Source organism: Chryseobacterium flavum (assembly GCF_003385595.1).
GTDB classification, from domain to species: Bacteria; Bacteroidota; Bacteroidia; order Flavobacteriales; family Weeksellaceae; genus Chryseobacterium; species Chryseobacterium flavum.
On sequence record NZ_QNUE01000015.1, the window covers coordinates 1 to 24,164 of the forward strand.

General features: G+C 36.4%; 20 protein-coding genes. All 20 read left to right on the forward strand.

Features of this window, described 5'->3' with window-relative positions:
* On the forward strand, positions 1-204 hold a 204-nt coding region (locus tag DRF59_RS16255; protein WP_133297274.1), incomplete at its 5' end, for a T9SS type A sorting domain-containing protein.
* Between the two features lie 11 nt (positions 205-215).
* Positions 216-3,500, forward strand: a complete 3,285-nt coding sequence (locus DRF59_RS16260) for an RHS repeat protein (protein WP_115962562.1) — start codon at positions 216-218, stop codon at positions 3,498-3,500.
* A 6-nt stretch (positions 3,501-3,506) separates the two neighbouring features.
* Positions 3,507-7,085: a DUF6443 domain-containing protein gene (locus DRF59_RS21015; RefSeq protein WP_206606750.1), complete on the forward strand. Its 3,579-nt coding sequence runs from the start codon at positions 3,507-3,509 to the stop codon at positions 7,083-7,085.
* 18 nt (positions 7,086-7,103) lie between these two features.
* The gene (locus DRF59_RS16270; RefSeq protein ID WP_123873702.1) at positions 7,104-7,427 is read left to right on the forward strand and encodes a hypothetical protein; all 324 of its coding nucleotides are present in this window, start codon (positions 7,104-7,106) and stop codon (positions 7,425-7,427) included.
* A gap of 51 nt (positions 7,428-7,478) precedes the next feature.
* A complete protein-coding gene (locus DRF59_RS21225; RefSeq protein ID WP_206606751.1) occupies positions 7,479-8,450 on the forward strand; it encodes an RHS repeat-associated core domain-containing protein in 972 nt (323 codons plus the stop codon).
* Between the two features lies 1 nt (position 8,451).
* A complete protein-coding gene (locus DRF59_RS16280; RefSeq protein WP_115962568.1) occupies positions 8,452-9,003 on the forward strand; it encodes a hypothetical protein in 552 nt (183 codons plus the stop codon).
* A 71-nt stretch (positions 9,004-9,074) separates the two neighbouring features.
* The gene (locus DRF59_RS21230; protein WP_115962571.1) at positions 9,075-10,472 is read left to right on the forward strand and encodes an RHS repeat-associated core domain-containing protein; all 1,398 of its coding nucleotides are present in this window, start codon (positions 9,075-9,077) and stop codon (positions 10,470-10,472) included.
* A gap of 4 nt (positions 10,473-10,476) precedes the next feature.
* A complete protein-coding gene (locus DRF59_RS16290) occupies positions 10,477-10,734 on the forward strand; it encodes a hypothetical protein (protein WP_115962574.1) in 258 nt (85 codons plus the stop codon).
* A 502-nt stretch (positions 10,735-11,236) separates the two neighbouring features.
* Positions 11,237-12,055: a hypothetical protein gene (locus tag DRF59_RS16295; RefSeq protein WP_115962577.1), complete on the forward strand. Its 819-nt coding sequence runs from the start codon at positions 11,237-11,239 to the stop codon at positions 12,053-12,055.
* Entirely contained in the window at positions 12,055-12,489 is a 435-nt protein-coding gene (locus tag DRF59_RS16300) for a hypothetical protein (RefSeq protein ID WP_115962580.1), read from the forward strand. Before DRF59_RS16295 ends, DRF59_RS16300 begins: the two co-directional genes overlap by 1 nt.
* Positions 12,490-12,766: 277 nt before the next feature.
* Positions 12,767-13,402 carry a DEAD/DEAH box helicase family protein gene (locus DRF59_RS16310; RefSeq protein ID WP_123873703.1) on the forward strand — a complete coding sequence of 212 codons (636 nt, stop codon included), beginning with the start codon at positions 12,767-12,769 and terminating at the stop codon, positions 13,400-13,402.
* Between the two features lie 277 nt (positions 13,403-13,679).
* Entirely contained in the window at positions 13,680-13,820 is a 141-nt protein-coding gene (locus tag DRF59_RS20815; RefSeq protein ID WP_157967467.1) for a bacteriocin-like protein, read from the forward strand.
* Between the two features lie 662 nt (positions 13,821-14,482).
* Positions 14,483-15,910 (forward strand): adenylosuccinate lyase, encoded by a 1,428-nt coding sequence (gene purB, locus DRF59_RS16315; RefSeq protein ID WP_115962589.1) that lies wholly within the window; start codon positions 14,483-14,485, stop codon positions 15,908-15,910.
* 47 nt (positions 15,911-15,957) lie between these two features.
* On the forward strand, positions 15,958-16,974 hold the full coding sequence (locus DRF59_RS16320; RefSeq protein WP_115962592.1) for a hypothetical protein: 1,017 nt from the start codon (positions 15,958-15,960) through the stop codon (positions 16,972-16,974).
* 22 nt (positions 16,975-16,996) lie between these two features.
* Positions 16,997-17,968, forward strand: coding sequence for a WG repeat-containing protein (locus DRF59_RS16325; RefSeq protein WP_115962805.1), 972 nt, complete (start codon positions 16,997-16,999; stop codon positions 17,966-17,968).
* A gap of 187 nt (positions 17,969-18,155) precedes the next feature.
* Positions 18,156-21,851: a phosphoribosylformylglycinamidine synthase gene (locus tag DRF59_RS16330; RefSeq protein WP_115962595.1), complete on the forward strand. Its 3,696-nt coding sequence runs from the start codon at positions 18,156-18,158 to the stop codon at positions 21,849-21,851.
* Positions 21,832-22,251, forward strand: coding sequence for a ribonuclease inhibitor (locus DRF59_RS16335; protein WP_115962598.1), 420 nt, complete (start codon positions 21,832-21,834; stop codon positions 22,249-22,251). The genes DRF59_RS16330 and DRF59_RS16335 overlap by 20 nt, the downstream gene beginning before the upstream one ends.
* Before the next feature lie 224 nt (positions 22,252-22,475).
* Complete coding sequence (locus DRF59_RS16340; protein ID WP_115962601.1) at positions 22,476-23,105, forward strand: SGNH/GDSL hydrolase family protein; 630 nt, start codon at positions 22,476-22,478, stop codon at positions 23,103-23,105.
* Position 23,106: 1 nt separating this feature from the next.
* Positions 23,107-23,448, forward strand: coding sequence for a gamma-glutamylcyclotransferase family protein (locus DRF59_RS16345; protein WP_115962808.1), 342 nt, complete (start codon positions 23,107-23,109; stop codon positions 23,446-23,448).
* Positions 23,449-23,649: 201 nt separating this feature from the next.
* Complete coding sequence (locus DRF59_RS16350) at positions 23,650-24,108, forward strand: GyrI-like domain-containing protein (RefSeq protein ID WP_115962604.1); 459 nt, start codon at positions 23,650-23,652, stop codon at positions 24,106-24,108.
* Positions 24,109-24,164: the final 56 nt, after the last annotated feature.

Consider the following 24,164-nt stretch of genomic DNA (forward strand, 5'->3'; position numbering starts at 1 on the left):
GATTATGCTTATGTGGAAATAGGTTTTGCCTTTAAAGATGCTCAAATTACAGTTTACGATATGAGCGGAAGACAGCTCCAAAGCCTCACAACAAAGAATCCGGTAACGAAGATCAATACTCAAGCTTTGGTACAGGGAGCTTATCTGGTGAGCATAAAAACAAATGACAACAAAACAGCGAATGCTAAACTGATTAAGAAATAAGGACGGTTACAATGAAAAAGCAATATATTAAATGTTCCCTAGTATTTTTATTAATATACGGACAAACACAAGCCCAACTTTCCAACGAAAAGGATTATAATAAAATTTTCCCGTCAACTCCCGAAACATACAGCGCCTTTAAAGCAGGGGATTTCCCGGTAGACTACCGGACAGGTAAATTAAATATTTCTATTCCTTTGCATACAATTTCTGCTAAGTATGGAGTTTCTATTCCTATTAACCTTACCTATAATACCGGAGGGATAAAAGTAGATGAGACATCCAGTACTGTAGGATTAGGATGGGCTTTATCTATTCCAAACAGCATTTCTGTAGAAGTACATGGAAAAGAAGATGCCAACAGTTCTTCCCGATGGTTTCCAAGTAACATCTATGATTACCAGTTCATTGATCCAGTTAACCTGGGAAGCCTGACGGGTGACCTTCTGGTAAAGATGCAGGCGATCAAGGATGATGTGGTGGATACCGAACCGGATATATACCATTACAATCTTCCTACTGTTTCAGGTTCCTTTGTAAGAGATACTGATGGAAATTTTCATACAATTCCTTATGAAGATATCAAGATTTCTTACTCTGATTCAGAAAATAGATTTACCATTATTGATCCTAAAGGTATTGTATATACCTTAAAAGTAGGTAATTCCCTTACCGCATTAAGTACATCCCCTTTTGCTTACAGAGCTTCATTCCTTCTGGAAACAATCAAGCTTCCCAATAATGAGGTAATTACATTTAAATATGAAAAAAATATGTCATATAAAAGTGTTACCCATGGGTATACCGATATTTATTATCCGATTCCTACAGCCATTGATCATTGTGTAGCCGGACAAAAAGATATTCATACTGCCACCACCAATCGGTATATTGATAAATTACCTACAGAAATTATTTATAATAATGAGACTGTAAAGTTCAATTATACTAATATTATCAATGGCATAAGCGGCAGAAAGGATGTATTTACAGATACTCCTGAAAATACATATGCTTTAGATGAAATAAGTGTAACGGATAATCTGAATAATAAAACGATAAGGCAGTTGAAATTAGTGCATGATTATTTTACTTCTCAACTTATTACTACTGATTACAGAAAATATAGATTAAAACTTTTAAGAGTAGATAATTTATTAGAAAACAGCAAATATTCTTTTGGTTATAATGAAGAAAATTTACCAGTTATAGGAAGTTATGGGCAGGATATCTGGGGGTATTCCAATGGAAAGGGAGAATCTGCAAGCCTGATCCCCAATATGCACTACTTTAATAAAGATTATACAGAAGGATCAGATAGAAATGTTGATCCTATGTATACTCAGGCCTATATCTTAAAGAAGATTACTTATCCTACCGGCGGATCTTCTTCTTTTGTCTATGAAAATAATACCATATGGGGGAAATTGGTTATTCCCAAAAAGCAGGAGACGATATATGGTTATATTAATAATTCTTATACCAATGACCAGAATGAGTATGACCAAATATTAATGACCACTCCTTCCAGTGAATACTTTTATTTTGATGTAAGCCCAATAAACCCTGATGAACAAATTTGGGTTGAGTTTCTTAATTCGTGTTCCAATCAGACCCCTAATGAAATTCCTGAAAATGGAAGCAGTATGGGAATCGCTTATCTTGATGAATTTGTTAATAATCAATGGAAAACGTTATCTACTTTCAGTGGACCTGATAGTTCGGGACCTTTAACAGGGAGTGTTTTTTTTCAGAACCCTCAGGCGCCTAAAAGAATCAGGGTTAAAAGAATGGGCAATTGTTCTGTTACCCTGAAGATTTCAAAAATTAAGTATGTGAAAGAAATCAGTAATCAAAATAATGTTGTAGGCGGTTTGAGAATAAAAAGCATAGACGATTTTGACGGAATAACCACATATACAAAACGAAAATTCCAGTATCATAACCCAACGCTTGCAGGTGAGCAGTCTTCTGCATCTTTGGCTTCACCATTGAAATTTTTAAGTACAATCCCAAGAGAGGTTGAACATGAGGGTAAATCATTGCTTTGTAATATGTATAGTCTGAGCGCAGATCAGGCTATCAATTCCAGTCTGCTTGGAAAAGATGTGGTAAATTATGAATATGTAACTGAACATACTTTAGGAAAGGGTAAAAAGGTTTATCAGTTTATTGCAGAAGAAAATCAAATGGATTTGTCAACTATTGGAAATGGGTTTAACCCGTTCCGTTTTACCAATAAAAATCTGATTAATGAAAAATTTTATGCGGAAAATGGGACCAGTCCTCTTAAAGAAGTTATTTACAATTATACCCTAACTTATGCAAAAAATGCCCTATCATCCAATTCGTATGGAAATCCGCTTATGATAGCACCCTATGGAAAGATTACTATGATTGACAGGAATGTAAGTACTGCATCCGGAGGCTTTTATTCTACCCAGGTTCTGGAATCCTATCCTGTTGAGTCCGGAAAAAATATACTCACTGAGATGATCACCCAAGATTATATTAACGGAAATACAATTACTACTAAAGTTAATAGTGAATATTCTTTAAGCGACATCCAGAAGCCTATTAATCTTATAAAGCAATCAACCATTCTGCCTGATGGATTTAGTACTGGAACCACCTACAGCTACGCTCATGAAAAAAGCAACCAGTTGATGATTGAAAAGAACATGATTGGTATTCCATTAGAAACAGTAAGCACCCAGACTATCGGAAGTGCTGTCAAAACCCTTTCCAAAACATCAACCACTTACCCGGTAAGCCAGACCGAAGCCAATACCAAAACCTCCGGTTTTGTGCTGCCGACTTCCGTCTTGTCCTATGACCTTCAAAACCTTAGCACCGCGCGTACTGAAGTAAGCTACGATAAATATGATGCCAAGGGAAATATCCTGCAGTACACCACCAAAGAGGGCGTTCCTGTTGCTATTGTATGGGGGTATAACAATACCCAGCCTATAGCCAAAGTAGAAGGCGCCACGTATGACCAGCTGGTAAGCCTTGGAGTGATAACAGCTATTGTGGATGCCTCCAATGCGGATGCATTAAATCCTGCCCAGGAAGGAGCATTAATTACCGCTTTGGATACCTTCAGGAAGAATACGGGTTTATCAGGCTATCAGATCAGTACCTATACCTATAATCCACTGATCGGGGTGACCAGCATCACTCCACCTTCCGGGATCAGGGAAAGTTATATCTATGATACGGCTAACCGTCTGGAGAAAGTGGTGGATGTGAACGGGAATGTGCTGAAGGAAATGAAATACAATTATAAAAACTAATACACGATGAAGAAAATAATAACTCCCATTGGGCTTTTGCTGCTAACAGGCTCCCTTTATGCACAAACCCTGCCCAATACTGAAAATTATATCCAGACAAAAGTATACCTTGATTCCGCCAATACCAATAAACAGATCCATACCGTCCAATATTTTGACGGGCTTGGCAGACCCAAGCAGGTGGTGAATGTAAAAGCTTCCCCTCTGGGCAGGGATGTGGTCACCCACATCGAATATGACCTGTTCGGAAGACAGGTCAGGGATTATTTACCGGTTCCCCAGCCTGGTACCTTGAACGGTGCAATCGTTCCCAATCCATTGGCCAATGCCACCCAGCCTTCTTTGTACGGATCAGAGAAGATCTATGCAGAGAAGATTTTAGAAAACTCCCCGTTAGACCGTATCCGGCAGCAGATCCAGGTAGGAAATGCATGGAGCAGTAAACCTGTTGTATTTGGATATGCAGTCAATACCAATACCGATGTAAGAAAATACAGTACAACGACCACTTTTGCAGAAAACAGGACGAATTCTGTGTTAAAGGTCGCTAATGATACCAATTCCTTAAATGGGTTCTATAAGGCCAACCAGCTGTATAAAAACTCTGTTAAGGATGAAGATGGCAATGAAACCATAGAATTTAAGAATGGACAAGGCCAAGTTATCCTGGTACGTAAAGTTTTAAGTGCTACAGAAAGCGCTGATACCTATTATATCTACAATGAATACAACCAGCTTGCCTTTGTCATTCCTCCTACCGCATCCCTAGCCCTTAAAAGCTTAGCTGTAGGTACGCAGGTAACCACCACTGTATTGGAAGATTTGTGTTACCAGTACCGTTATGACGGCAAGAACCGTTTGGTGGAAAAGAAGCTTCCGGGAAAAGGATGGGAGCATATGGTATACAATAAGGCAGATCAGCTGGTTCTGACCCGGGATGCTAACCTTGCGGGTAAAGGGCAATGGCTTTTTACCAAGTATGACCAGTTCGGGAGAGTGGTATATACAGGTCTTATCAATAATACAGGAAGCAGGCTATCTTTACAGAATGCGGTTGAGCTGAACAATAATTTGTATGAAACAAGAAGCACCACTGCTTTTACCATAAGCGGGATGGCTGTATACTATTCAGCGGTGGCCTCTCCTTTAAGCAATATTGCCCAAATACTGAGTGTCAATTATTATGATAGCTATCCTCCCGGTTCCCCTGCAGTGACCAATGTGTTTGCCCAACCTCTTCTGACAGATGATCCTTCGCAGAACCGCAGCACAAAAGGACTTCCTGTAGCTTCGTATGTCAAGAATATAGAAGATGACAACTGGACGAAGACGTATACCTGGTATGATACGAAAGGAAGGGTGATCGGTTCAAGGAGCATTAACCATCTTGGGGGATATACGGTACTTAACCACAAGCTTGACTTTTCAGGCACGATCCTTCAGACCAATACCTATCATAAAAGGCTGGCTTCCGATACCCAAAGAAATATCTTTGAGTATTTCACGTATGATTCCCAGAACAGACTGACCATGCACCGTCATAAGGTGGACAGTAATCCTGTTGAGATCTTAGCCCAGAACAAATACAATGAACTTTCCCAGGTGGAAAGTAAGAAAGTAGGAGGAGTGGTAGCCACATCACCTCTCCAGCAGATTGATTATAAATACAACATCCGGGGATGGATGACCAAAATCAATGATCCTTCAAACCTGAACGGAAAGCTGTTTGGATATGAGATCCGTTATCATAATCCCATCAATCCAACGAATGCAGCTGGCAGATACAATGGGAATATTGCCGAGATCGACTGGAATAGTAACTCAGATCCTCTTCTTAAGCGTTATAACTTTGAATATGATCCCTTAAACAGGTTAAAAAATGCCTTCTATAAAGAACCGGTAACCGGAAATAGCGGTAATTTTGATGAATACCTTACGTATGATCTGAACGGGAATATTACCAACCTTAAAAGGACAGCGGTACCTCCATTACAGTTAACCCCTAAACTGGTTGACAACCTGGATTACGAGCTGAGCGGAAACCGTTTGACTAAAATTACAGAAAACGCCCTGAATGATACCGGCTATGAAGGAGGAAATAACATTATTGATTACGATGCAAACGGGAATATGGTCAATATGAAAGATAAAGGAATTGGGAGTATTATATACAATCACCTTAATTTACCATATAATTTTTCGATTACTGAGAAAGATATTATGGGAAATTATGTCAATATTGGACTGAGTTATCTATATCGTGCCGATGGAGTAAAACTGAGAAAGACCTATACTACCGGAGGAGGAAAAGGCCAGTCCACCACAAATATCCTGACTGATTATTTAGATGGTTTCCAATACAGTTACAAGGAGATATTATCCCCTTGTGAATGGTGCAGGACCAGTGTTGCTTATGAACAGGAAGCTTATAAAGGTGCAGATTTACTGGATCCCGGAACCATAACCCCTTCCTGGAATCTTGATTTTGTACCAACTTCTGAAGGGTTTTACAGCTTTACAGAAAATCGTTATATTTACCAGTATAAAGATCATTTAGGAAATGCAAGGGTAAACTATGCCAAAAACAGCGCAGGTGTTCTTGAGATTACAGACAGCAACAATTATTATCCTTTTGGACTCAATCATATTGGTGGAGGTAAAGGTTTATTAGGAGGTTACCGGAATTATAAATACAATGGTAAAGAGTTACAAGAAACAGGAATGTATGATTATGGAGCAAGATTCTATATGCCGGATATCGGAAGATGGGGTGTGGTTGATCCGCTAGCGGAGAAAATGACAAGGCATAGTCCTTATAATTATGCTTTTGATAACCCAATAAGGTTTGTTGATCCTGATGGTAGATACCCTATTTTACCATTAGTTGGAACTATATCTACATTTTTAAAAACCTTTAATAATACGCCTTCTAAAATGGGGACTCTTTCGGGTGCAAATGCAGCCAGTGCAATGTCAAGATTAGGAAATACTGAATTCAGCTGGAGTCAAGGCAGAAGTTTACCCACAGCCACTGGTTATTTTAATAATAGAGAAGGAAGATATGTTTACACATCTAAAGCAGGATGGATTGACATGGTACATTTTCTATTTTACGCTGGTAGATCGTATAATTATAAACAAGAAAAAATAGCAGCTCAAAAAGAAGTTTCTGAAAAAGGAGGGTCTGTATCTCTTCAAACGTTAAGTAAATCTAAAATGAATCCAGTAGGCGAATCTTTACAAGATGGCTATTTACAAGAAGCTTCTGATGTTGCGTTCGCTGCGCATTCAGCATATAGTTATGAGGATTTACCTAGTGATAAGTTTGGAGCAGAGTTTGGGGCAAATGTGTTTGATCCTAACAGCAAACTATCTTTTGGCGAACAATTATTAAATTACATGAACACATTAGAGGCAACAAATCCAGAAAATGCACCTAATTATAATGAATTACCAAAACAAGATAACTTAAAAACTCCTCCAAGAAAAAATTATAGTACAAAACCTGTTTACGTTGAAGGAGATAATAGAAGTTCAAATGAAAAGCCTTGTTCGTTATGTCAACCAACAAGGTCAAGACAGTAACATTAAATTTATTCAAATATGAAAGTTTATAAATTATTTTTTATTCTATTGTTTAGTATGCTCACAATAAGCTGTACATCAAAAAATATAAAGAAAGCTAATCAAATTATTAATAAGATTGAGAACTATAGAAAACTAAAACATGTAATTCCTAATAATTTAAATGCTATAGGAGTTAAAGAAACTGAAGAAGGACCAGTATATTATAAAAAAGTAGATTCATTAAATTATATGGTTTGGGTTCAAGCAGAGTCTTCTATAGGTGAATCTAAAATATACTATTCAGATACCCAAAAGTGGGAAAATGGATTTAGAGAAGTGGATAAAAGCAAATCAAAATAGAGTTTTGGTATCAATAACTATTATCCTTTTGCATTAAACCATATTTCAGGGATGTTTGGGAATTCCAATTTTGGAAGTTATTATAGTTATAAGTACAACGGAAAAGAATTACAAGAGACCGGAATGTATGATTATGGAGCAAGATTCTATATGCCGGATATCGGAAGATGGGGTGTGGTAGATCCTTTAGCGGAGAAAATGACTAGACATAGTCCGTATAATTATGCTTTTAATAACCCCATCCGATTTATTGATCCGGATGGAAGGTCTGGAAAAGATTGGTATCAAAATAATTTAACTCAAAACATTGAATGGCATGATAGTAGTGCTGAATTAGATGGCTATATTAACTTAACAGCTATAAATAATACAAGAGTGCTTGGTGTTGAAAATGGACAAACAGTTCAGGAATTTAATTTAAACTCTGATGGTTCTTTTACAGCAGATGGGCAATTGTTTAATAATGGCGAGTCTGCTACCACATTAATAGGTACTACAATTACAAGTAAACCTGGTTTTGATCTTGCAAAATGGTTATCACATTTAGGAAATGAGGGTGGAGACTTCTATTCAAATCTTGGAGGATCTGGTCCTCGTGAAGATACCAATCCATTCTTCAGAGGAGATATAGACAAAATGGTAGATGTGGGAGGTTATTTTGGAGGAATACATAATGGTTTAAGCAGAGGGGATCAGGGAATAAGTTTGATGAATACTATGGTGGATGTAATGTCTTTAATTGATTTAGCGGTTTCAGCAGCGGGATCAACAAAAAGTTCTTCAAATGCTGTAGCAGCAGAACCCGATACACTTAGTTATCATGGTTCCCAGGCAGTTGGTCTTAATATTTATAGAGGATCTGGAGACAGAATAACCGGTGTTGGAGTTAAAACTCAGGATATTCATCTAAGTGGTCTATCCAGAAGTCAAAGGGACTCAGTGAGTAGTAGAGTTAACGCTGATGACATAAAACGTAATAATCAAAAAGACTCTGTATTAAGAAGAATAATGAAATCAAGATAATATGAAAGCTAAAATAATTTGTTTACTAATTTTATTCATTATTTTTTCTTGTAAAAAAGATGAAACCAAGAGTTTTAAAGAAGATTTGACACAATCTCTCAAAAAAAAAATTACACAAGAACTTAGACAAGACGGTTCTTCTTTAGAATCCATTCAGCTTGCTAAATTTGATACTTTAATGGAATGGCAGGAAGCTGACCTCTTATTGCAATATTCTAATCAGAAATTGATACGTTTAAATAAACAACAACAACAGTTAACAAAAGAGCTTGAAAATGTCAAAACGATAAAGGATTTTGAGTCAAATGAATTAAAATATAAAAAAGTAGAGGACAGTATCAAACACGAAATAAAAGTTGGAGAAAGTGTAAGATATCTGGAACCAAAAAAAGATAGAACGGGTAATTATCAGGCAATTTTTCTTTTAAAGGTTCATGATAAAAAATCCAATACAGTTAAAAACGATTCGTTATTTATGTATGTAAATGACAAAAAAGTAATTTTTACACAGGCACAATTTATTGAACAGTGTATTAAGAAGTTCAAAAAATAATGTTCTCTAATCTTTCGGATTTGCAATCTGTGAACAGATAAAAGCAAACCCACCGCAATTGCGGTGGGTTTTTGTTAATCAGCCATTTAGATAAAGGACTTAATGAAATTAAGTATAATTTTCTGAATCTTCCTGTTTCAGTAAAGAAGAATAACAACAGCGGTGCCTTTGGCAGCTTGAGTTCATATTTGTACAGAACTGACGGAACAAAACTTAAAAAAATATATTCATATTATAAATCAGACTGGCAGGGCAATACAAGCTTGGCTCTGACCACTACTGATTATCTGGATGGATTTCAGTATGTTTTGGAAAGTTCGGGACTGGGCTGTCTGGATTGTCCACCAGTTTCCCCAACATTGCAGTTTATGCCTACTGCTGAAGGCTACTTTGATTTTGTAAAAAATAAGTATATTTACAATTATGTTGATCATTTAGGAAATATAAGGTTGAGCTATTTTAATGACGGTACCGCAACAGTAGTTCTGGATGAAAATAATTATTATCCTTTTGGATTGAAGCATGAGGGAGTAAATGTGCTAGAAGGCAACCCTGCTTATCAGTACAAGTACAATGGTAAGGAGCTTCAGGAAAGTGGTATGTATGACTATGGAGCAAGGATGTATATGCCGGATATTGGAAGATGGGGTGTAATTGACCCAGCAGCTGAATTAGGTAGAAGATTTTCACCTTATAATTACGCTTTTGATAATCCTGTAATGTTCATTGACCCGGATGGAATGTGGCCTTGGCCGACTTGGGGACAAGTTAAAAGCTTTGGGAGAGGAGCCTGGAACACAACTGTAGGAATGGTTAAAGGCTTAGCTACTTCCAATGGAATATCAGGAGTATTGCAAGGCGGTAGAGAATTTAAAAAAGTTTATAATGCATACCGAACAGGAGGAGCAAAAGCAGCAGCAAAACAGTATGTAAATTCTCTGTATGAAACAAGCGGAGCTAAAGCAATCGTTCAAACTGCAAAAGGTGTAGCAAAAGGAGATGCGGAATCTATAGGTTCTGCAACCGTTATGGTAGCGGCTGCTGTAGTTACACATAAAGCAGCAGGAGGAACTAAAGTAAGAAAAACAACAACTGTTACTGAAGCAGAAACCACAACTCTACATAGAGGAGTAAATAGTACAAGTCCAGCATATAGTCAAGCTGTTGAAGGAACGGCAACACCAAGAGGAGGCAATGCAACACCATTAGAGCATAATACTGTCACTACTGAAAGTAACTACACATCATGGACAACTAATCCTGCTGTTGCTGAAAATTTTGCTTTAAGAACAAGTAGAGAGGGAGTTGTTTTAACGGCTGATATTCCTAATAGTCAATTAGTTCAAAGCCCAAATTTAAAGTCTGTTAACTTAGTGCAATCTCCTGGAACAATTGTAAGTGAATCCGAAACTTTAGTGAAAGGTACTGTTACAGGTGCAGATGTGAAAAAAGTAAATTTAGAAAGATAAAATTATGAAATTCCCAACTTTAGAAGAAAATGAGTTTACTGTTCTAATGGCAAATTGTGAAACAGGAATTGTTTTAGATGTAAATTTTAATATCTACCAAAATAATATTGAAAATCAAGAGGTTTATTCTATTTTTGAAAATATCCAGCAAGCAAAGGAATTTATTAATAAGACTTCTGAGAAATATGATAAGATAGAATTTATAATCTATAATTCAAAACAAGAAGTCGTCGAATTTATTAAAGCTAAATTTGGCTCATAATAAAAAATCCAACTTTTGGACTGCCCCCAAAAAGTTAGACACTTTTTAGGGGCATTTTTTATGTATAGAAAAGAAAAATTTAGCGTTGCTTTCGAATTAGAATGTATTGAACTTCACAAAAGTTCTCATCGTTCGTTTGAATCTATAGCAACAGAGAAAGTATTTAATGAAAGCAATCTGCGCAGAAGTATGTGTTTTCTTTATCTAAAGAATTTCTAAATCAGAAATACATTATTGTCAATATATTTAATAAGGGTAGTAAAATTTACAAAAAGAGATATTCAGAAGGAAACAGAAATAAAGAATATTATGTCGTAATCACAAGTCCAGATTTTTCAAAACTTGATTAAAAATGTGAAATATTCACTCTCGCTTCCGTACGAGTGTATCGTAGGGAAATTAGAACAAAAAAACCTCGCAATTTGCGAGGTTGTATCAATATAAGTACCAAGGACAGGAATTGCAAGAAACTGGTTTTTACTCGTTTAAATGGCGTGAATACATGCCTGATATAGGACGCCTTGCTCAAGTAGATCCGCTTGCTGAAAAATATCCTTATAATTCTACGTATGCTTTTCAAGAGAATAAGTTAGAAATGGGTGTTGAATTGGAGGGATTGGAATTACTGAAAAATCATACCGGATTTTTTGCAATTCATGGTAATGCAATGAGAGTTGTTCGAGCTCCGGGATCACAAGTAAGTAACGGTCGAGCAACCTTTACCGCTGCTGATATTGGATTATCTACAAAAGGATATAATCCCGGTGGTGCAAGAATATCTGACGGTTCATCAGGTTTAAGGTTAAAATCTCATGCTTATAGTGGTCCTACGCCAAACGGCGCAACAATGGAAAATGTACAGGAAACACCTGAAAGCATGGATAGTCAGAAGTTTACCACTACAAAAAGAGGTTTAGAAATGACCAACAAAATGATAAAGAATTATGATAAGCTCAATACTGCTGCAGGAGGAGCGCAGGAATTGGTCGGGTTACTAGATTTAGCTTCTAACATTCCTGATGCTATAAAAAGTACAAAGGCTTACACACAGGCTGCTAAAGATGTGAAAGCAATAGATTTTCAAGCTACTCAAATGGATCTTGCAATAGATTTGGTAAATTCTAGCGGAATTGACATGACAACGCAAACAAGGAATGATGTGATAAATTATGTTTTTGACGGAGCTGTACCTAATCCAGGAGCGGGACTAATGCCAAACTCTTTGATCATTCAAAATGGAACACAGATTTTAAGAAATAATAAACTGCCAATACAGCCTCTTGACGAGCAGATAAATACCAATAAAAAAGTTTTACCATAATGAAAGCCATTAAATATATCTCATTAGCTTTAATTTTATTAAGTATAAGTTGTTGTGTAAATAAGAAACAAAAAGATGAAGATCAGATTAAAACAACGATTCAGAATTTTTGGAAATCAGTTCAAAACAATGATGAAGCAAACTATTTAAAATTAGTTGATGGCAGTGAAGAATACCAATTTGCAATGTTGAATCAATTACATTATCTTAATAGGAATTATAGCAAAATTAGGAATGTTGTAGAGTCTAAAGAGATGCAAATAAAAGATACAAATGAATTAGGAGAATCTCAAAAATGTGTTGAGTATTTATTTGTAAAACCTAATTCTACTGTAGAGCCATTGAGTGTTAAGCTGTTCTTTTTTAGACCGGTAGGCTACAATAAAATATTCAATGTTCAAATTTTAGGAAATATGCCAGAATGGGAAAAATAACTTGTTCTTTCCACAAATAACATAAAAACTCCACTCATTGAGTGGAGTTTTTTTATTATAAAATGCTTTGAATTTTCCTCTTCGCAATAAAAGCATCAATGAACTATACTTCCGAAATCCATAATAAAGAAACTTATAGGCTTAAAAAACCTTGTTTGCTATTGAAATGTAAATATATGAAAACAAAATCGGTTCTTCAAAACTGAAAAAAAAAACGGAAAAAATCAAAGTTACAGAAGTAGAACCAAGAGCAGAACCCAAAACAATAATAGAATTTTTGGAGCAAAAAGGATTACTACAAGAACTTAACAAACTCATAGAAAAAGCAGGAATTATCGGGGAAGAAAACAGCAGACTGTTGTTGTTTTTAATCATCATAAGTTACCTAAATAAAAATCCTTTGCACGCATTGGTACAAGGAAGTTTGGGAAGCGGGAAAACACATATTATCAGCAGAATTGCGGACCTGATGCCACAGGAAGATGTACTGAGATTTACGAGAATTACAGAATCGAGTTTATATAATTGGGGAGAATTTGATTTATTCCAAAAGATAATTATTATAGAAGATTTAGACGGTCTGAAAGAAGATGCTTTGTATGCGTTGAGAGAATTTATATCGAACCAGGTGTTAAGAAGTTCAGTAACCATAAAAGACAAAAAGGAAAATAATAAATCTTCTCATAAAATTGTAAAAGGTCAGTTCAGTTCTTTATCAGCAACGACAAAAGGCGAAACTTACGAAGACAATATGAGCAGAAGTTTTTTATTGGCAGTCGATGAAAGCAAAGAGCAAACGCAGAGAATTATCGAGTATCAGAACCGCAGAAATGCCGGAGAAATCGACAGAAACGAGCAGGAAAAAGCAATCGGTTTTGTACAGAAAGAAATTTTTTCTGCTTTATTTATATAATCTTCTTTTAAAAGAGACCTTACATATCCCTCTAAATTATTTGTATCATAAGGTTTGAAATATTTAATTTTTGAAGCAGTGGGGTTTCTTTTTTTGATTTAAATTCAATTTTATTATTACAGTAGCTGTTAAAATAATTTTCAAATTCTGTTACCTTGAGTTTGATGTAAATTATATACAATGAGCTAATTATGATTTTTATGTATATTGGTATTATCAAATTAAAGCGTAATCCGAAAAGCATATAGAGTAGGAAAAAATCAAAAAAAATAGTACTATGAAAAACCTAAGAAAACTTTCAAAACGAGAATTAAAAACAGTTCAGGGAGGTATCCCGATGTGTTTGTCAGGATATTACTGGTGTTCATTTGTGAAAAAATGTATTCCGGTTGGAACAACATGCGGACTTATTGATTAATCCGATTGATAAATAATGAACAGGCTGTCTCAGAAATGAGCAGCCTATTTTATGCCTTTCCACTAAGAAAATTTGAATGAACTTTTGCATATTTTTATTTCAAGACAAAAATATGAGTGAGAAAAACATTATTTTGCAGTCTTAAATTATAGAACTTTCGTGCGATCCGGAACAAATTATATTCTTGCTGTTTGTATTATTTTTCTCAATGTGGCAATATTACTTGTAAACATATACATAATTAGAAATGGCTTTCACCCTTTTGAAGGGAGTTTAAATTTTTCTTTCCAGCAATTGCAACATTTTTCAAAGACCTAAAAAGTAAATCCACAATGTTAGCATTAAATATGTCAGGAATGTTTATAGCTGTTTCAGGAACTTTTTTGGCTTTTATGATGATAACAATTCAGTGTTAAATCAGAACAGTATTATAGGATCAGAGCAGAACTGTATGATCCATGTGAGTTTGGAAATTTCAGGAGATAGTCAATTTTTTAGCGGATGATTCCAGTCTTGTACTTTTACATAATTTTTCTTCAGTGCAAAAGTATAAGTAAGAATCTTTTATTTGATTCAGAATATGGTAAAAAAATCATAAAAACCGGATTTTCAACTCTCACTGAAAAACCGTATTTTTGTACATCTAAAAAGTAAAAGAACGAATGAATTCCTACAAAAATCCATTGGAAGAGCGCTATTCCAGTGAAGAAATGTTGTTTAACTTCTCACACAATAACAAATTCCGTACCTGGAGAAAGCTTTGGATCGCTTTAGCTGAAATTGAAAAAGACCTTGGTCTTGAGATTACAGATGAGCAGATTGCAGAATTGAAAGCAAATGCTGAAAATATCGATTATGATAAAGCAGCAGAATATGAAAAGAAATTCCGTCATGATGTAATGGCTCACGTTCATACCTATGGAGATGTGGCGCCTTCAGCAAAGGGGATTATCCATTTGGGAGCTACTTCAGCTTTTGTAGGAGATAATACAGACTTAATTCAGATCCGTGACGGGCTTTTAATTTTAAAGAAAAAGCTGGTTAATGTAATGAAAAATCTTTCGGATTTTGCTATTCAGTATAAAGATTTACCGACTTTAGGATTTACACACTTTCAGCCGGCACAGCTAACAACGGTTGGGAAAAGAGCAACTCTTTGGTTACAGAGTTTGGTTCTTGACATCGAAGAACTGGATTTCTTCCTTGAAACCCTTCGTTTCAGAGGAGTAAAGGGAACAACAGGAACTGCTGCAAGTTTCCTTGAACTTTTTAACGGTGACTATTCTAAAGTAAAACACTTAGACAAAGAACTTTCAAAAAGATTCGGTTTTGAGAAAGTTTTCGGAGTTTCCGGACAGACCTACGATAGAAAAATTGATGCTAAAGTAGTAGCCTTACTGGGAAATATTGCACAATCTGCACATAAATTCACAAACGATCTTCGTTTACTTCAGAACCTTAAGGAAATTGAAGAACCATTCGAGAAAAACCAGATCGGTTCATCAGCAATGGCTTACAAGCGTAACCCAATGAGAAGTGAAAGAATCGGGGCATTGGCAAAATACGTCATGTCTCTGACCACGAGTTCCGCAATGGTAGCTTCTACCCAGTGGTTTGAAAGAACATTAGACGACTCTGCAAACAAAAGATTAACCATTCCACAGGCATTTTTAGCCGTTGATGCTATTCTGTTGATCTGGAACAATATTATGAATGGAATTGTTGTATATCCGAACAGGATTAACAAACATATTATGGAAGAGCTTCCTTTCATGGCGACAGAATATATCATCATGGAAGAAGTAAAAGCCGGCGGTGACCGTCAGGAAATCCATGAAGTAATCAGAGTACATTCTATGGAAGCTTCGAAAAAGGTAAAAGTGGAAGGTAAAGAAAATGACCTTATTGAAAGAATCTTAAATGATGATTCTTTAAAATTAGATAAATCGAAATTAAAAGAAGTTTTAGACCCTAAAAACTTTATAGGGTTTGCACCCATTCAGACGGAGGAATTCGTCAAGAACGAAGTGCAGCCGATTCTGGTCCAGAATAAAGATTTAATAGGATTAGAAGCAGATCTTAAAGTATAACATGATATGCAGTCCTTTTGGGCTGCATATTTTATTTTCAACCTGATATGAAAATTGCTGCATTTATTATTACTTTGCTGTTTCCCGTGATTATTTTTTCACAGGACTTAAAAGCGAATAAAAAAATCAAATCTGATACGGATTTTGAACATCTGCATTCAGGAATGAAGGCTCCTGTCACTTTGGATAACCTTTCACGTACAGCATTGCTAACCAATGCTAAAAACGACAGTATTTTTTCAGCAGAATATGAAGACAAGAATAATGATCTGCTATACAGATTTAAGATCATCAATGGTCTGCTTGATGAAGAAAGACTCTCTGGCTTTTATTTCAAAAATATCAGGGACCGGAGATATGCTCCCAGACAGGCTGTTAACAAACTCGTAGAGATTAAGGAAGGTGTATTTAAGCTGAATGGAATCAGTACCTATTTCTCGCACCTCGGGAAATTAACCAATGTAAGGATTTACGAGGCCGGGTTCTGGATATTTACCTCAGAAATGAGCTGGAAAGGGTCAGACACTTCCGCTTTAGATAAAAAACATGAAGAAGTGATCAGAAAATTACTTCCTTCAAAGCTGGTAGAGAAAAATCCTTTATCCAAATTCACAGATAATTTTGTTGCCAGAGCGGCTTTTCGGGATTCACTGATGCTTCGGAGTACCTTAAGCAGCAGTTTCAATAAACTGAAGTGGACTCATGATAATATTGATAAGTACGAAAGGGCAGCCGGACTTCCCGGCCTTTACCTGGAATACCAGATGGCGGGACTGAACGGCTTCATTGATTATAAAACAGAGCAAAATCCAAAGCCGAGTAATGGAGCATATGAAACAACTAATCTGATTGAATTTCTTACTAAGTTGAGAAATGCAGGTTTTATGGATGAATTTCTAATGGAAAGCTATTACTATCTGCTGATTCCGCCAAAAGATCACTCATTTGATTTTGAAGGTTACCAGAAGTGGAAATCAGAAAACCCGATTGAATATGATGTCCATCAGAAATATTATGTACTTGTAAATACAAGGAAAAAAACAGACCTTAGCAAAGAAGAATAGCCATTCTATTCTCATGAAAACCATGAAAAAAATGTTGGTATTTATTTTCCTGATCCCGATACTTTCTTTTTCCCAGAAGAAAGAACCTCTACATTATTTCAAATCCGCTGATTCCCTGGTAGGGGTAAAAAATAAATCCGGAAAAATAATTGTTCCTGCGCAGTTTAAAATTTTTTCATACCTGAAAGATGGTGATCCGGTGATAGGAGAGACCATTCTTTTTGACGGTGAAAAAAATGGAGAGAAAACCGAAAAAAATGCATGGGGATATGTGTATGACAGAAATGGGAAATTCCTGTATCAACCTTTTCTTTACGACAATGGAGCAGATTATTTCTCTGAAGGGTTGAGAAGATTGGTTAAAAATGGAAAAGTAGGATTTGCAGACCGAAACGGCAAGATCATTATTGAAGCTGAGCATGATTTTGCATCACCCTTTAATTATGGATATGCTGCATTTTGTGACGGCTGTGATTGGGAAAAAACAAATGATGAGCACAGATCTATTGTAGGAGGAAAATGGGGCGTAATGAACACCAAAGGAGAAAGTGTTCAGCCGGTTGCAAAACAGACTGGAAATGATGTTGAAATAGATGGGAAATACTACCCGAATCCGTTTCAGTACAATGAAAAAGAAAAGAATATCCTTCAGTTCTTTGAAAAGCAGAAGAAAAAGCTTTCAGATCTTTATTATGTAAATTTTTCCAACAAATTATCTGAAAATGAAAAGAATCTGTTTTTTGAAATTGTAGAAAGGCCAAAAGAGAATTTTCCCTATTATCAGGTGAATACATATAATTACAGGAAGAAGGATTTGGATATGCTGTACCGTTTCAAATTCCTGGTCTCAGAAGATGGAAAAACATTTTATGCCATAGAAGATTATAATGATAAAAAAGTCCCTTTTGAAAGCTGGTTGAAAGAAGAAATAAAAAATGCAGAGGATTTTCAGAAAGAACATCAAGACAATCCCAATAAATTTATCAATAAATAGTATAAAATTGGAAATTCGGCAGTTCAAATTTGAAGAATATATGACTTATTCCTTTAAATTTGTACAGAATAATAGTTGGAGGGAAAATCTCTTTAAAAAATTCCAATATATATGGGTTTAAGGAAAGAAGCTTTAACTCATAAAAAGTAAAAGAAAAATAAATCTAATATTAAAAATCTGACATCTAATGTCTAAAAACAAAAGAATTTTCGTAGAAAAAAGAGGAATTTTCGATGTTGAAAGTCCAAAAATTTTTGATGAAGTAAAAGCAGTTGTCCCGGCAGTTCAACATGTGAAAGTATACAATGTGTATGATATTTTCAATCTGAATGACGGAGAATTTGAAAAAGTGGTGAACAACACTTTCGTAGACCCTGTTACTGATATTTTACACACAGAAAACCCTGCAAAGGCTATTCATTTCGGAATGGAATTTTTGCCGGGACAGTATGATCAGAGAGCAGATTCTGCACAGCAGTGTATCGCTTTGCTGACTGAAAATGAAAAATCAAAAGTAAGAAGTGGTAAGCTGATCGAATTTGAAGGAGTTTCCGAAGCAGATCTGGTTAAAATCAAAGACCTTCTGATCAACAAAGTGGAATCTCAGGAAAAAGACTTATCTATTCTGGATATTCCAGCTGATGAAACACCGTCAAAAGTAATCATTCACGAAAACTTCATCAGTTTCAATGATGCTGAACTTGAAAATTTCTACAATAATCATGGGTTTGCATTAGGATTGGATGACCTGAAATTCATTCAGGAATACTTTAAAACTGAAGAAAGAAACCCTACGGAAACAGAATTAAAAGTATTAGATACGTATTGGAGCGATCACTGTCGTCACACGACATTTGAAACGGAATTGTCAGACATTCAGTTTGAAGGTCAGTTCAAACACACACTGGAAACTATTTTCAATGATTATATCGAAAAAAGAAAATTCTTAGGCCGTGAGCTGAAACCGATTTCATTAATGGATCTGGCAACAGTATGCGGTAAATATTTCCATAAAACAGGGAATCTTGAAAACCTTGTAATCTCTGACGAGATCAATGCATGTACCATACAGATCGAAGCAGAATACGATGGTAAAAAAGAACCCTGGTATTTATTATTCAAAAACGAAACGCACAACCACCCAACGGAAATTGAACCGTTTGGAGGAGCTTCCACTTGTTTGGGAGGAGCGATCAGAGATCCGTTGTCAGGACGATCTTTTGTATTCCAGGCGATGAGACTTACCGGAGCAGCAGATGTTTTAGAATCCGTAGATAAAACCTTACCTGGAAAGTTACCTCAGAAGACCATTACAAAACAGGCTGCCAACGGATATTCATCTTACGGAAACCAGATCGGTCTTGCGACGACAATGGTTTCTGAAATCTATGACGAAGGATACAAAGCCAAGAGAATGGAAGTAGGTTTTGTTACCGGAGCTGTTCCTGTAGATTGGGTAAGACGTGAAAAGCCTGCCAATGGTGATTCAATCATTATTTTAGGAGGAGCAACAGGCCGTGACGGAGTAGGAGGAGCAAGCGGAAGCTCAAAAGAACAGGACGAGACTTCTATCCACACGATGAGTTCTGAAGTTCAGAAAGGAAATGCTGTAGAAGAGCGTAAAATTCAGAGATTATTCAGAAATCCTGAAGTAACGAAACTGATTAAAAAATCAAACGACTTCGGGGCAGGAGGTGTTTCTGTGGCGATCGGGGAAATTGCAGACTCTTTAGAGATAAACCTTGATGTATTGCCATTAAAATATGAAGGATTAAACGGAACCGAACTGGCTATCTCTGAATCTCAGGAAAGAATGGCTGTGGTAGTAGATCCTCAGGATAAAGAAAAATTCATCAGATTCTGTGAAGCTGAAAACATTGTTGCCGTAGAAGTGGCAAAAGTGACAGATTCCGGAAGAATGCAGATGTTCTGGAAAGGAGACAAAATTGTAGACCTTTCAAGAGCTTTCCTGGATACCAACGGATGTTCAAAATCCCAGGAAGTGAAAATCACGCACCTTGAAGAAGTAAGAGAAGAAACAAAAGCTTTCACAGCAGAAAATTTCCTGAACATCTTAAAAGATAAAAACGTAGCTTCCCAGAAAGGATTGCTTGAAATGTTCGACTCTTCAATAGGGGCAACCACAGTAGCAATGCCTTTAGGAGGAAAATATCAGCAGACCCTGATGGAAGGAAGCGTGCAGGCCCTTCCGGTTTTAGGAGCAAAAGACGTTAAGACCGTTTCTTTGGCAAGCTGGGGATTTGATGCTGAAATCTCAAAGCAAAACTCATTATTAGGAGCTTCTTATGCCGTAGTAGAAAGTGTGGCGAAGACCGTGGCAATGGGAGGTGACTATAAAAACATCAGACTAAGCTTCCAGGAATACTTTGAAAAATTAGGGCAGAATCCTGAAAAATGGGGCAAGCCTTTAGCTTCCCTTTTGGGAGCTTACGATGCACAGATCAAATTGGGTCTGGCAGCAATCGGAGGTAAGGACTCTATGAGTGGAACATATCAGGACCTTAACGTTCCGCCAACCCTGATCTCTTTTGCATGTGCGAACGGAGATAAACAAAATATCATTTCACCTGAACTGAAAAATGCAGGAAACAAACTGTATTTCTTTAATCATATTTCCCAGGAAAGCGGACTTCCGGATTACGAGGCTTTAAAACAAGTTTTTGAATTTATCTTCGAAAATATCAAAGCAGGAAAAATTGTTTCTGTGAAAACAGTAAAAGAAGGGGGCCTTGCGGTAGCTTTGGCAAAAATGAGTTTCGGAAACAGATTAGGTGCTGAAATCAATGCTGATGAAAACGTGTTGTTGGCTAAAAATATCGGAAGCTTGATCATTGAAGCAAAAGAAGAATTAAGCTCTGTGGCTCTTGAGTTTATTGGAGAAGTAAAAGATTCAGGTATTGTAAAAATCAATGGTCTTGAATTCAATATTACAGATCTTGTATCTGCCAATACAAACACATTTGAAAACCTTTTTCCAACGGTAGAAAAAGAAAAGATTACAATTGAAATTGATGAAAAGTCAAACTCAATCCATCCGAGAAATATCATCATTAAAAAACACGGAATAGCACAGCCTAAAGTTTTTGCTCCGGTATTCCCGGGAACTAACTGTGAGTATGATACACTAAATGCATTCCGGAAAGAAGGAGCTGTAGTAAGCAGTTTACCTTTAATCAATATCAATCATCAGTTATTGGATGAAAGTATTGATGCCTGGGTAGAAGAGATCAGAACTTCCCAGATTCTGGCATTTTCCGGAGGCTTCTCTGCGGGGGATGAGCCGGATGGTTCTGCAAAATTCATCGTAAACGTTCTGAAAAACGAGAAAATGAAAAATGCAGTTCATGAATTGTTAGACAGAGACGGTATGATCATCGGGATCTGTAACGGATTCCAGGCGCTTGTGAAGTCAGGGCTGTTGCCTTACGGAAGAATTAAGGATCTGGATGAAAACTCTCCAACATTAGCCCATAACGCGATCAGAAGACACATTTCCCAAATGGTAACGGTAAAAGTGGTGAATGACGAAAGCCCGTGGTTAAAAGGAATGAAAGACCAGACTTTCACCATCCCGATCTCCCATGGAGAAGGACGTTTCATGGCTTCAGAAGAAGAAATCAAAAAGCTGTATGAAAACGGACAAATTGCTACACAATACATCGATTTTAACGGAAACATTGCTCACGGGATGCCGTTCAACCCTAATAACTCATTATTCGGAATCGAAGGAATTACAAGTCCATGCGGTAAGATCTACGGAAGAATGGGACACCCGGAACGATTTGCTGAAGGTCTCATGAGAAATATACCAACTGCGAATTATCACAACATATTCAAAAACGGTGTTGAATACTTCAAGTAACAATAAAAGAAAAATGATCGTCATCAATGGCGGTCATTTTTCGTCTTTAGCCGGTTTTTACAAAGAAATTTCCAAAATACTGATGAAAGATGCAGATTGGAAAGTGGGGACATTGGATGGCTTTGATGACATTCTCTACGGTGGTTTCGGGGTATTCGGAAATAAAGAAGAAATTGAAATCATCTGGAAAGAATCACGGAAGTCAAAAGAAGATTTAGGCTCTAATGCTACCCGTGAATTTTATGAAAATAAGATCAGGCAGGGAAAACCTTTCAACATACAATTGATTCAGCAGAAATTGGATGAATTAAAGGAAGGAAAGGGGCAGACGCTTTTTGAAATTCTGGTAGACATTATAGAGTCCCACCCACATATTATGTTAAGGCTGGAAGATAATTAATGAGTTATGAGTATGAGTTATGAGTTATGAATGTTTTTTTTGAAACAATATATTTCCCGGTTAGCTTCATCAGATCAACTTGCTGATTCTCTCTTTGCCTTGTTTAATCTGTAATTTTACATAGTTGACTTATGATCAATCATACAATTGAAGGATGATTATTACTTACGAATAGTTTTTTCTTAATATTTTTACTCAGATAAACAGGAAGCAACAAGTATTAAATGAAAAAAATTATTTACGGGCTGTTCTTCGGTGACAGCATTACTTACGGGGAGTATGACGGAGTTTTTGGAGGCTGGGTAGATATCCTGAAAAGATACGCCTTACAGAAATTTCATGAAGGAAATGGAGATGAGCTGATTCTATTTAATCTGGGAATCGGTGGGGAAACAACAGAAGGATTACTGAAAAGAATTCCTTACGAACTGGAAGCCAGAAATTCTCCTGATGGAAACATTGTTTTTTTAAGCTATGGAGCCAATGATCTCGCCATAAAAGACGGGGTACAGATTGTAGATCCAGAGAAATTTAGAAATAATATTAAGGCGGCCATCAGCTGTGCCAGACAATTTTCCAATGAAATTTATCTTGTGAGTATTCTTCCTTTTTCTGAAAAGGTAAACGGAGTAGTGGTAAGTTCAGGGAAGCTGAGAACAAATGGAGAAGTGCTTGCCTACAACCAGATCCTTAAAGATATTGCTGCAGAGCATTCGCTCGGATATATTGATTTTTATTCTGCGTTCTTGGAAGACAAGGAGATTTTATTGTCCGCAGACGGCGTACACCCCAATGAAAAGGGTTATGGAATGATGGCTGAAATAGCTATACCAATCATCGAAAAATATGTATAAAATGGCTTATTTATTTTCTTACGGAACCCTGCAGAAAGAACAGGTGCAACTTGAAACTTTCGGGAGACTTTTAGAGGGAGAAAAAGATACTTTATCAGGGTATAAATTCCATATGCTTGAAATTACAGATTCTGAAGTACTAAGGAAAAGCGGGCAGAAATACCATCCGGTACTGGAATTTTCAGGGAATGACAATGATCAGGTAGAAGGGGTGCTTTTTGAGGTTACAGAAACGGAAATTCTTCAGGCAGACGAATATGAAGTAGACGATTATAAAAGAATTGAAACAGTTTTTAAATCCGGAAGGAAAGGATTTATTTATGTAGGAAAATGTTCCGGATAAATAGAGATGCTGTTTTGGCCAACCAGGACTTCAAGTATTTAACTATTCAGAAAGATATATTAAAAAAGCGGTCTCCGGATCGTTTTTTTATTGAATCGCTCACCAGAATTTTAAATGATTTCATGAGGACATTTTTTAACTCCTGACATACTCTTGTCATGAGCTGTCCCTATCTTTGTTCCATAACAAAAAAATCAGAAAATGAAGAATGTAAAAGTGGAACCTTTTAAGATAATCGGTATCTCGGTAAGAACTACTAATGAGAATGGACAGGCAGCCAGAGATATTCCGGCACTTTGGGAAAAAATGACAAATGAAAATATAGCGGATCTGATCCCGGATAAAACAGAGCATACCATCTATTCCATGTATACGGATTATGAAAAAGACCATACCAGGCCCTATACTACAGTTCTTGGCTGTAAAGTGGAAAATCTCGACAATATTCCTGAAGGAATGGAAGGTTATTCTTTTGACGGAGGTAACTATATGAAATTTACAGTCAGGGGAGACCTTTCAAAAGGGTTGGTCATTAATCAGTGGATAAAAATATGGGAAATGGACCTGGGAAGAATATTTACTGCTGATTTTGAAATCTATGGTGAAAAAGCCCAGAATCCTGCAGATGCAGAAGTAGATATCTTAATTGCTGTAAAATAAGACCGGTAGTTGGATTTGCGGGTATTTCCGGCTGGATTAAAGAAAATTGTTGCCGG

Bases quoted from the DNA above. Each gene is read 5' to 3' on its own strand.
- DRF59_RS16260 (WP_115962562.1), top strand. From the start codon at position 216: ATGAAAAAGCAATATATTAAATGTTCCCTAGTATTTTTATTAATATAC.
- DRF59_RS21015 (WP_206606750.1), top strand. From the start codon at position 3,507: ATGAAGAAAATAATAACTCCCATTGGGCTTTTGCTGCTAACAGGCTCC.
- DRF59_RS16270 (WP_123873702.1), top strand. From the start codon at position 7,104: ATGAAAGTTTATAAATTATTTTTTATTCTATTGTTTAGTATGCTCACA.
- DRF59_RS21225 (WP_206606751.1), top strand. From the start codon at position 7,479: ATGTTTGGGAATTCCAATTTTGGAAGTTATTATAGTTATAAGTACAAC.
- DRF59_RS16280 (WP_115962568.1), top strand. From the start codon at position 8,452: ATGAAAGCTAAAATAATTTGTTTACTAATTTTATTCATTATTTTTTCT.
- DRF59_RS16290 (WP_115962574.1), top strand. From the start codon at position 10,477: ATGAAATTCCCAACTTTAGAAGAAAATGAGTTTACTGTTCTAATGGCA.
- DRF59_RS16295 (WP_115962577.1), top strand. From the start codon at position 11,237: ATGCCTGATATAGGACGCCTTGCTCAAGTAGATCCGCTTGCTGAAAAA.
- DRF59_RS16300 (WP_115962580.1), top strand. From the start codon at position 12,055: ATGAAAGCCATTAAATATATCTCATTAGCTTTAATTTTATTAAGTATA.
- DRF59_RS20815 (WP_157967467.1), top strand. From the start codon at position 13,680: ATGAAAAACCTAAGAAAACTTTCAAAACGAGAATTAAAAACAGTTCAG.
- purB (WP_115962589.1), top strand. From the start codon at position 14,483: ATGAATTCCTACAAAAATCCATTGGAAGAGCGCTATTCCAGTGAAGAA.
- DRF59_RS16320 (WP_115962592.1), top strand. From the start codon at position 15,958: ATGAAAATTGCTGCATTTATTATTACTTTGCTGTTTCCCGTGATTATT.
- DRF59_RS16325 (WP_115962805.1), top strand. From the start codon at position 16,997: ATGAAAAAAATGTTGGTATTTATTTTCCTGATCCCGATACTTTCTTTT.
- DRF59_RS16330 (WP_115962595.1), top strand. From the start codon at position 18,156: ATGTCTAAAAACAAAAGAATTTTCGTAGAAAAAAGAGGAATTTTCGAT.
- DRF59_RS16340 (WP_115962601.1), top strand. From the start codon at position 22,476: ATGAAAAAAATTATTTACGGGCTGTTCTTCGGTGACAGCATTACTTAC.
- DRF59_RS16345 (WP_115962808.1), top strand. From the start codon at position 23,107: ATGGCTTATTTATTTTCTTACGGAACCCTGCAGAAAGAACAGGTGCAA.
- DRF59_RS16350 (WP_115962604.1), top strand. From the start codon at position 23,650: ATGAAGAATGTAAAAGTGGAACCTTTTAAGATAATCGGTATCTCGGTA.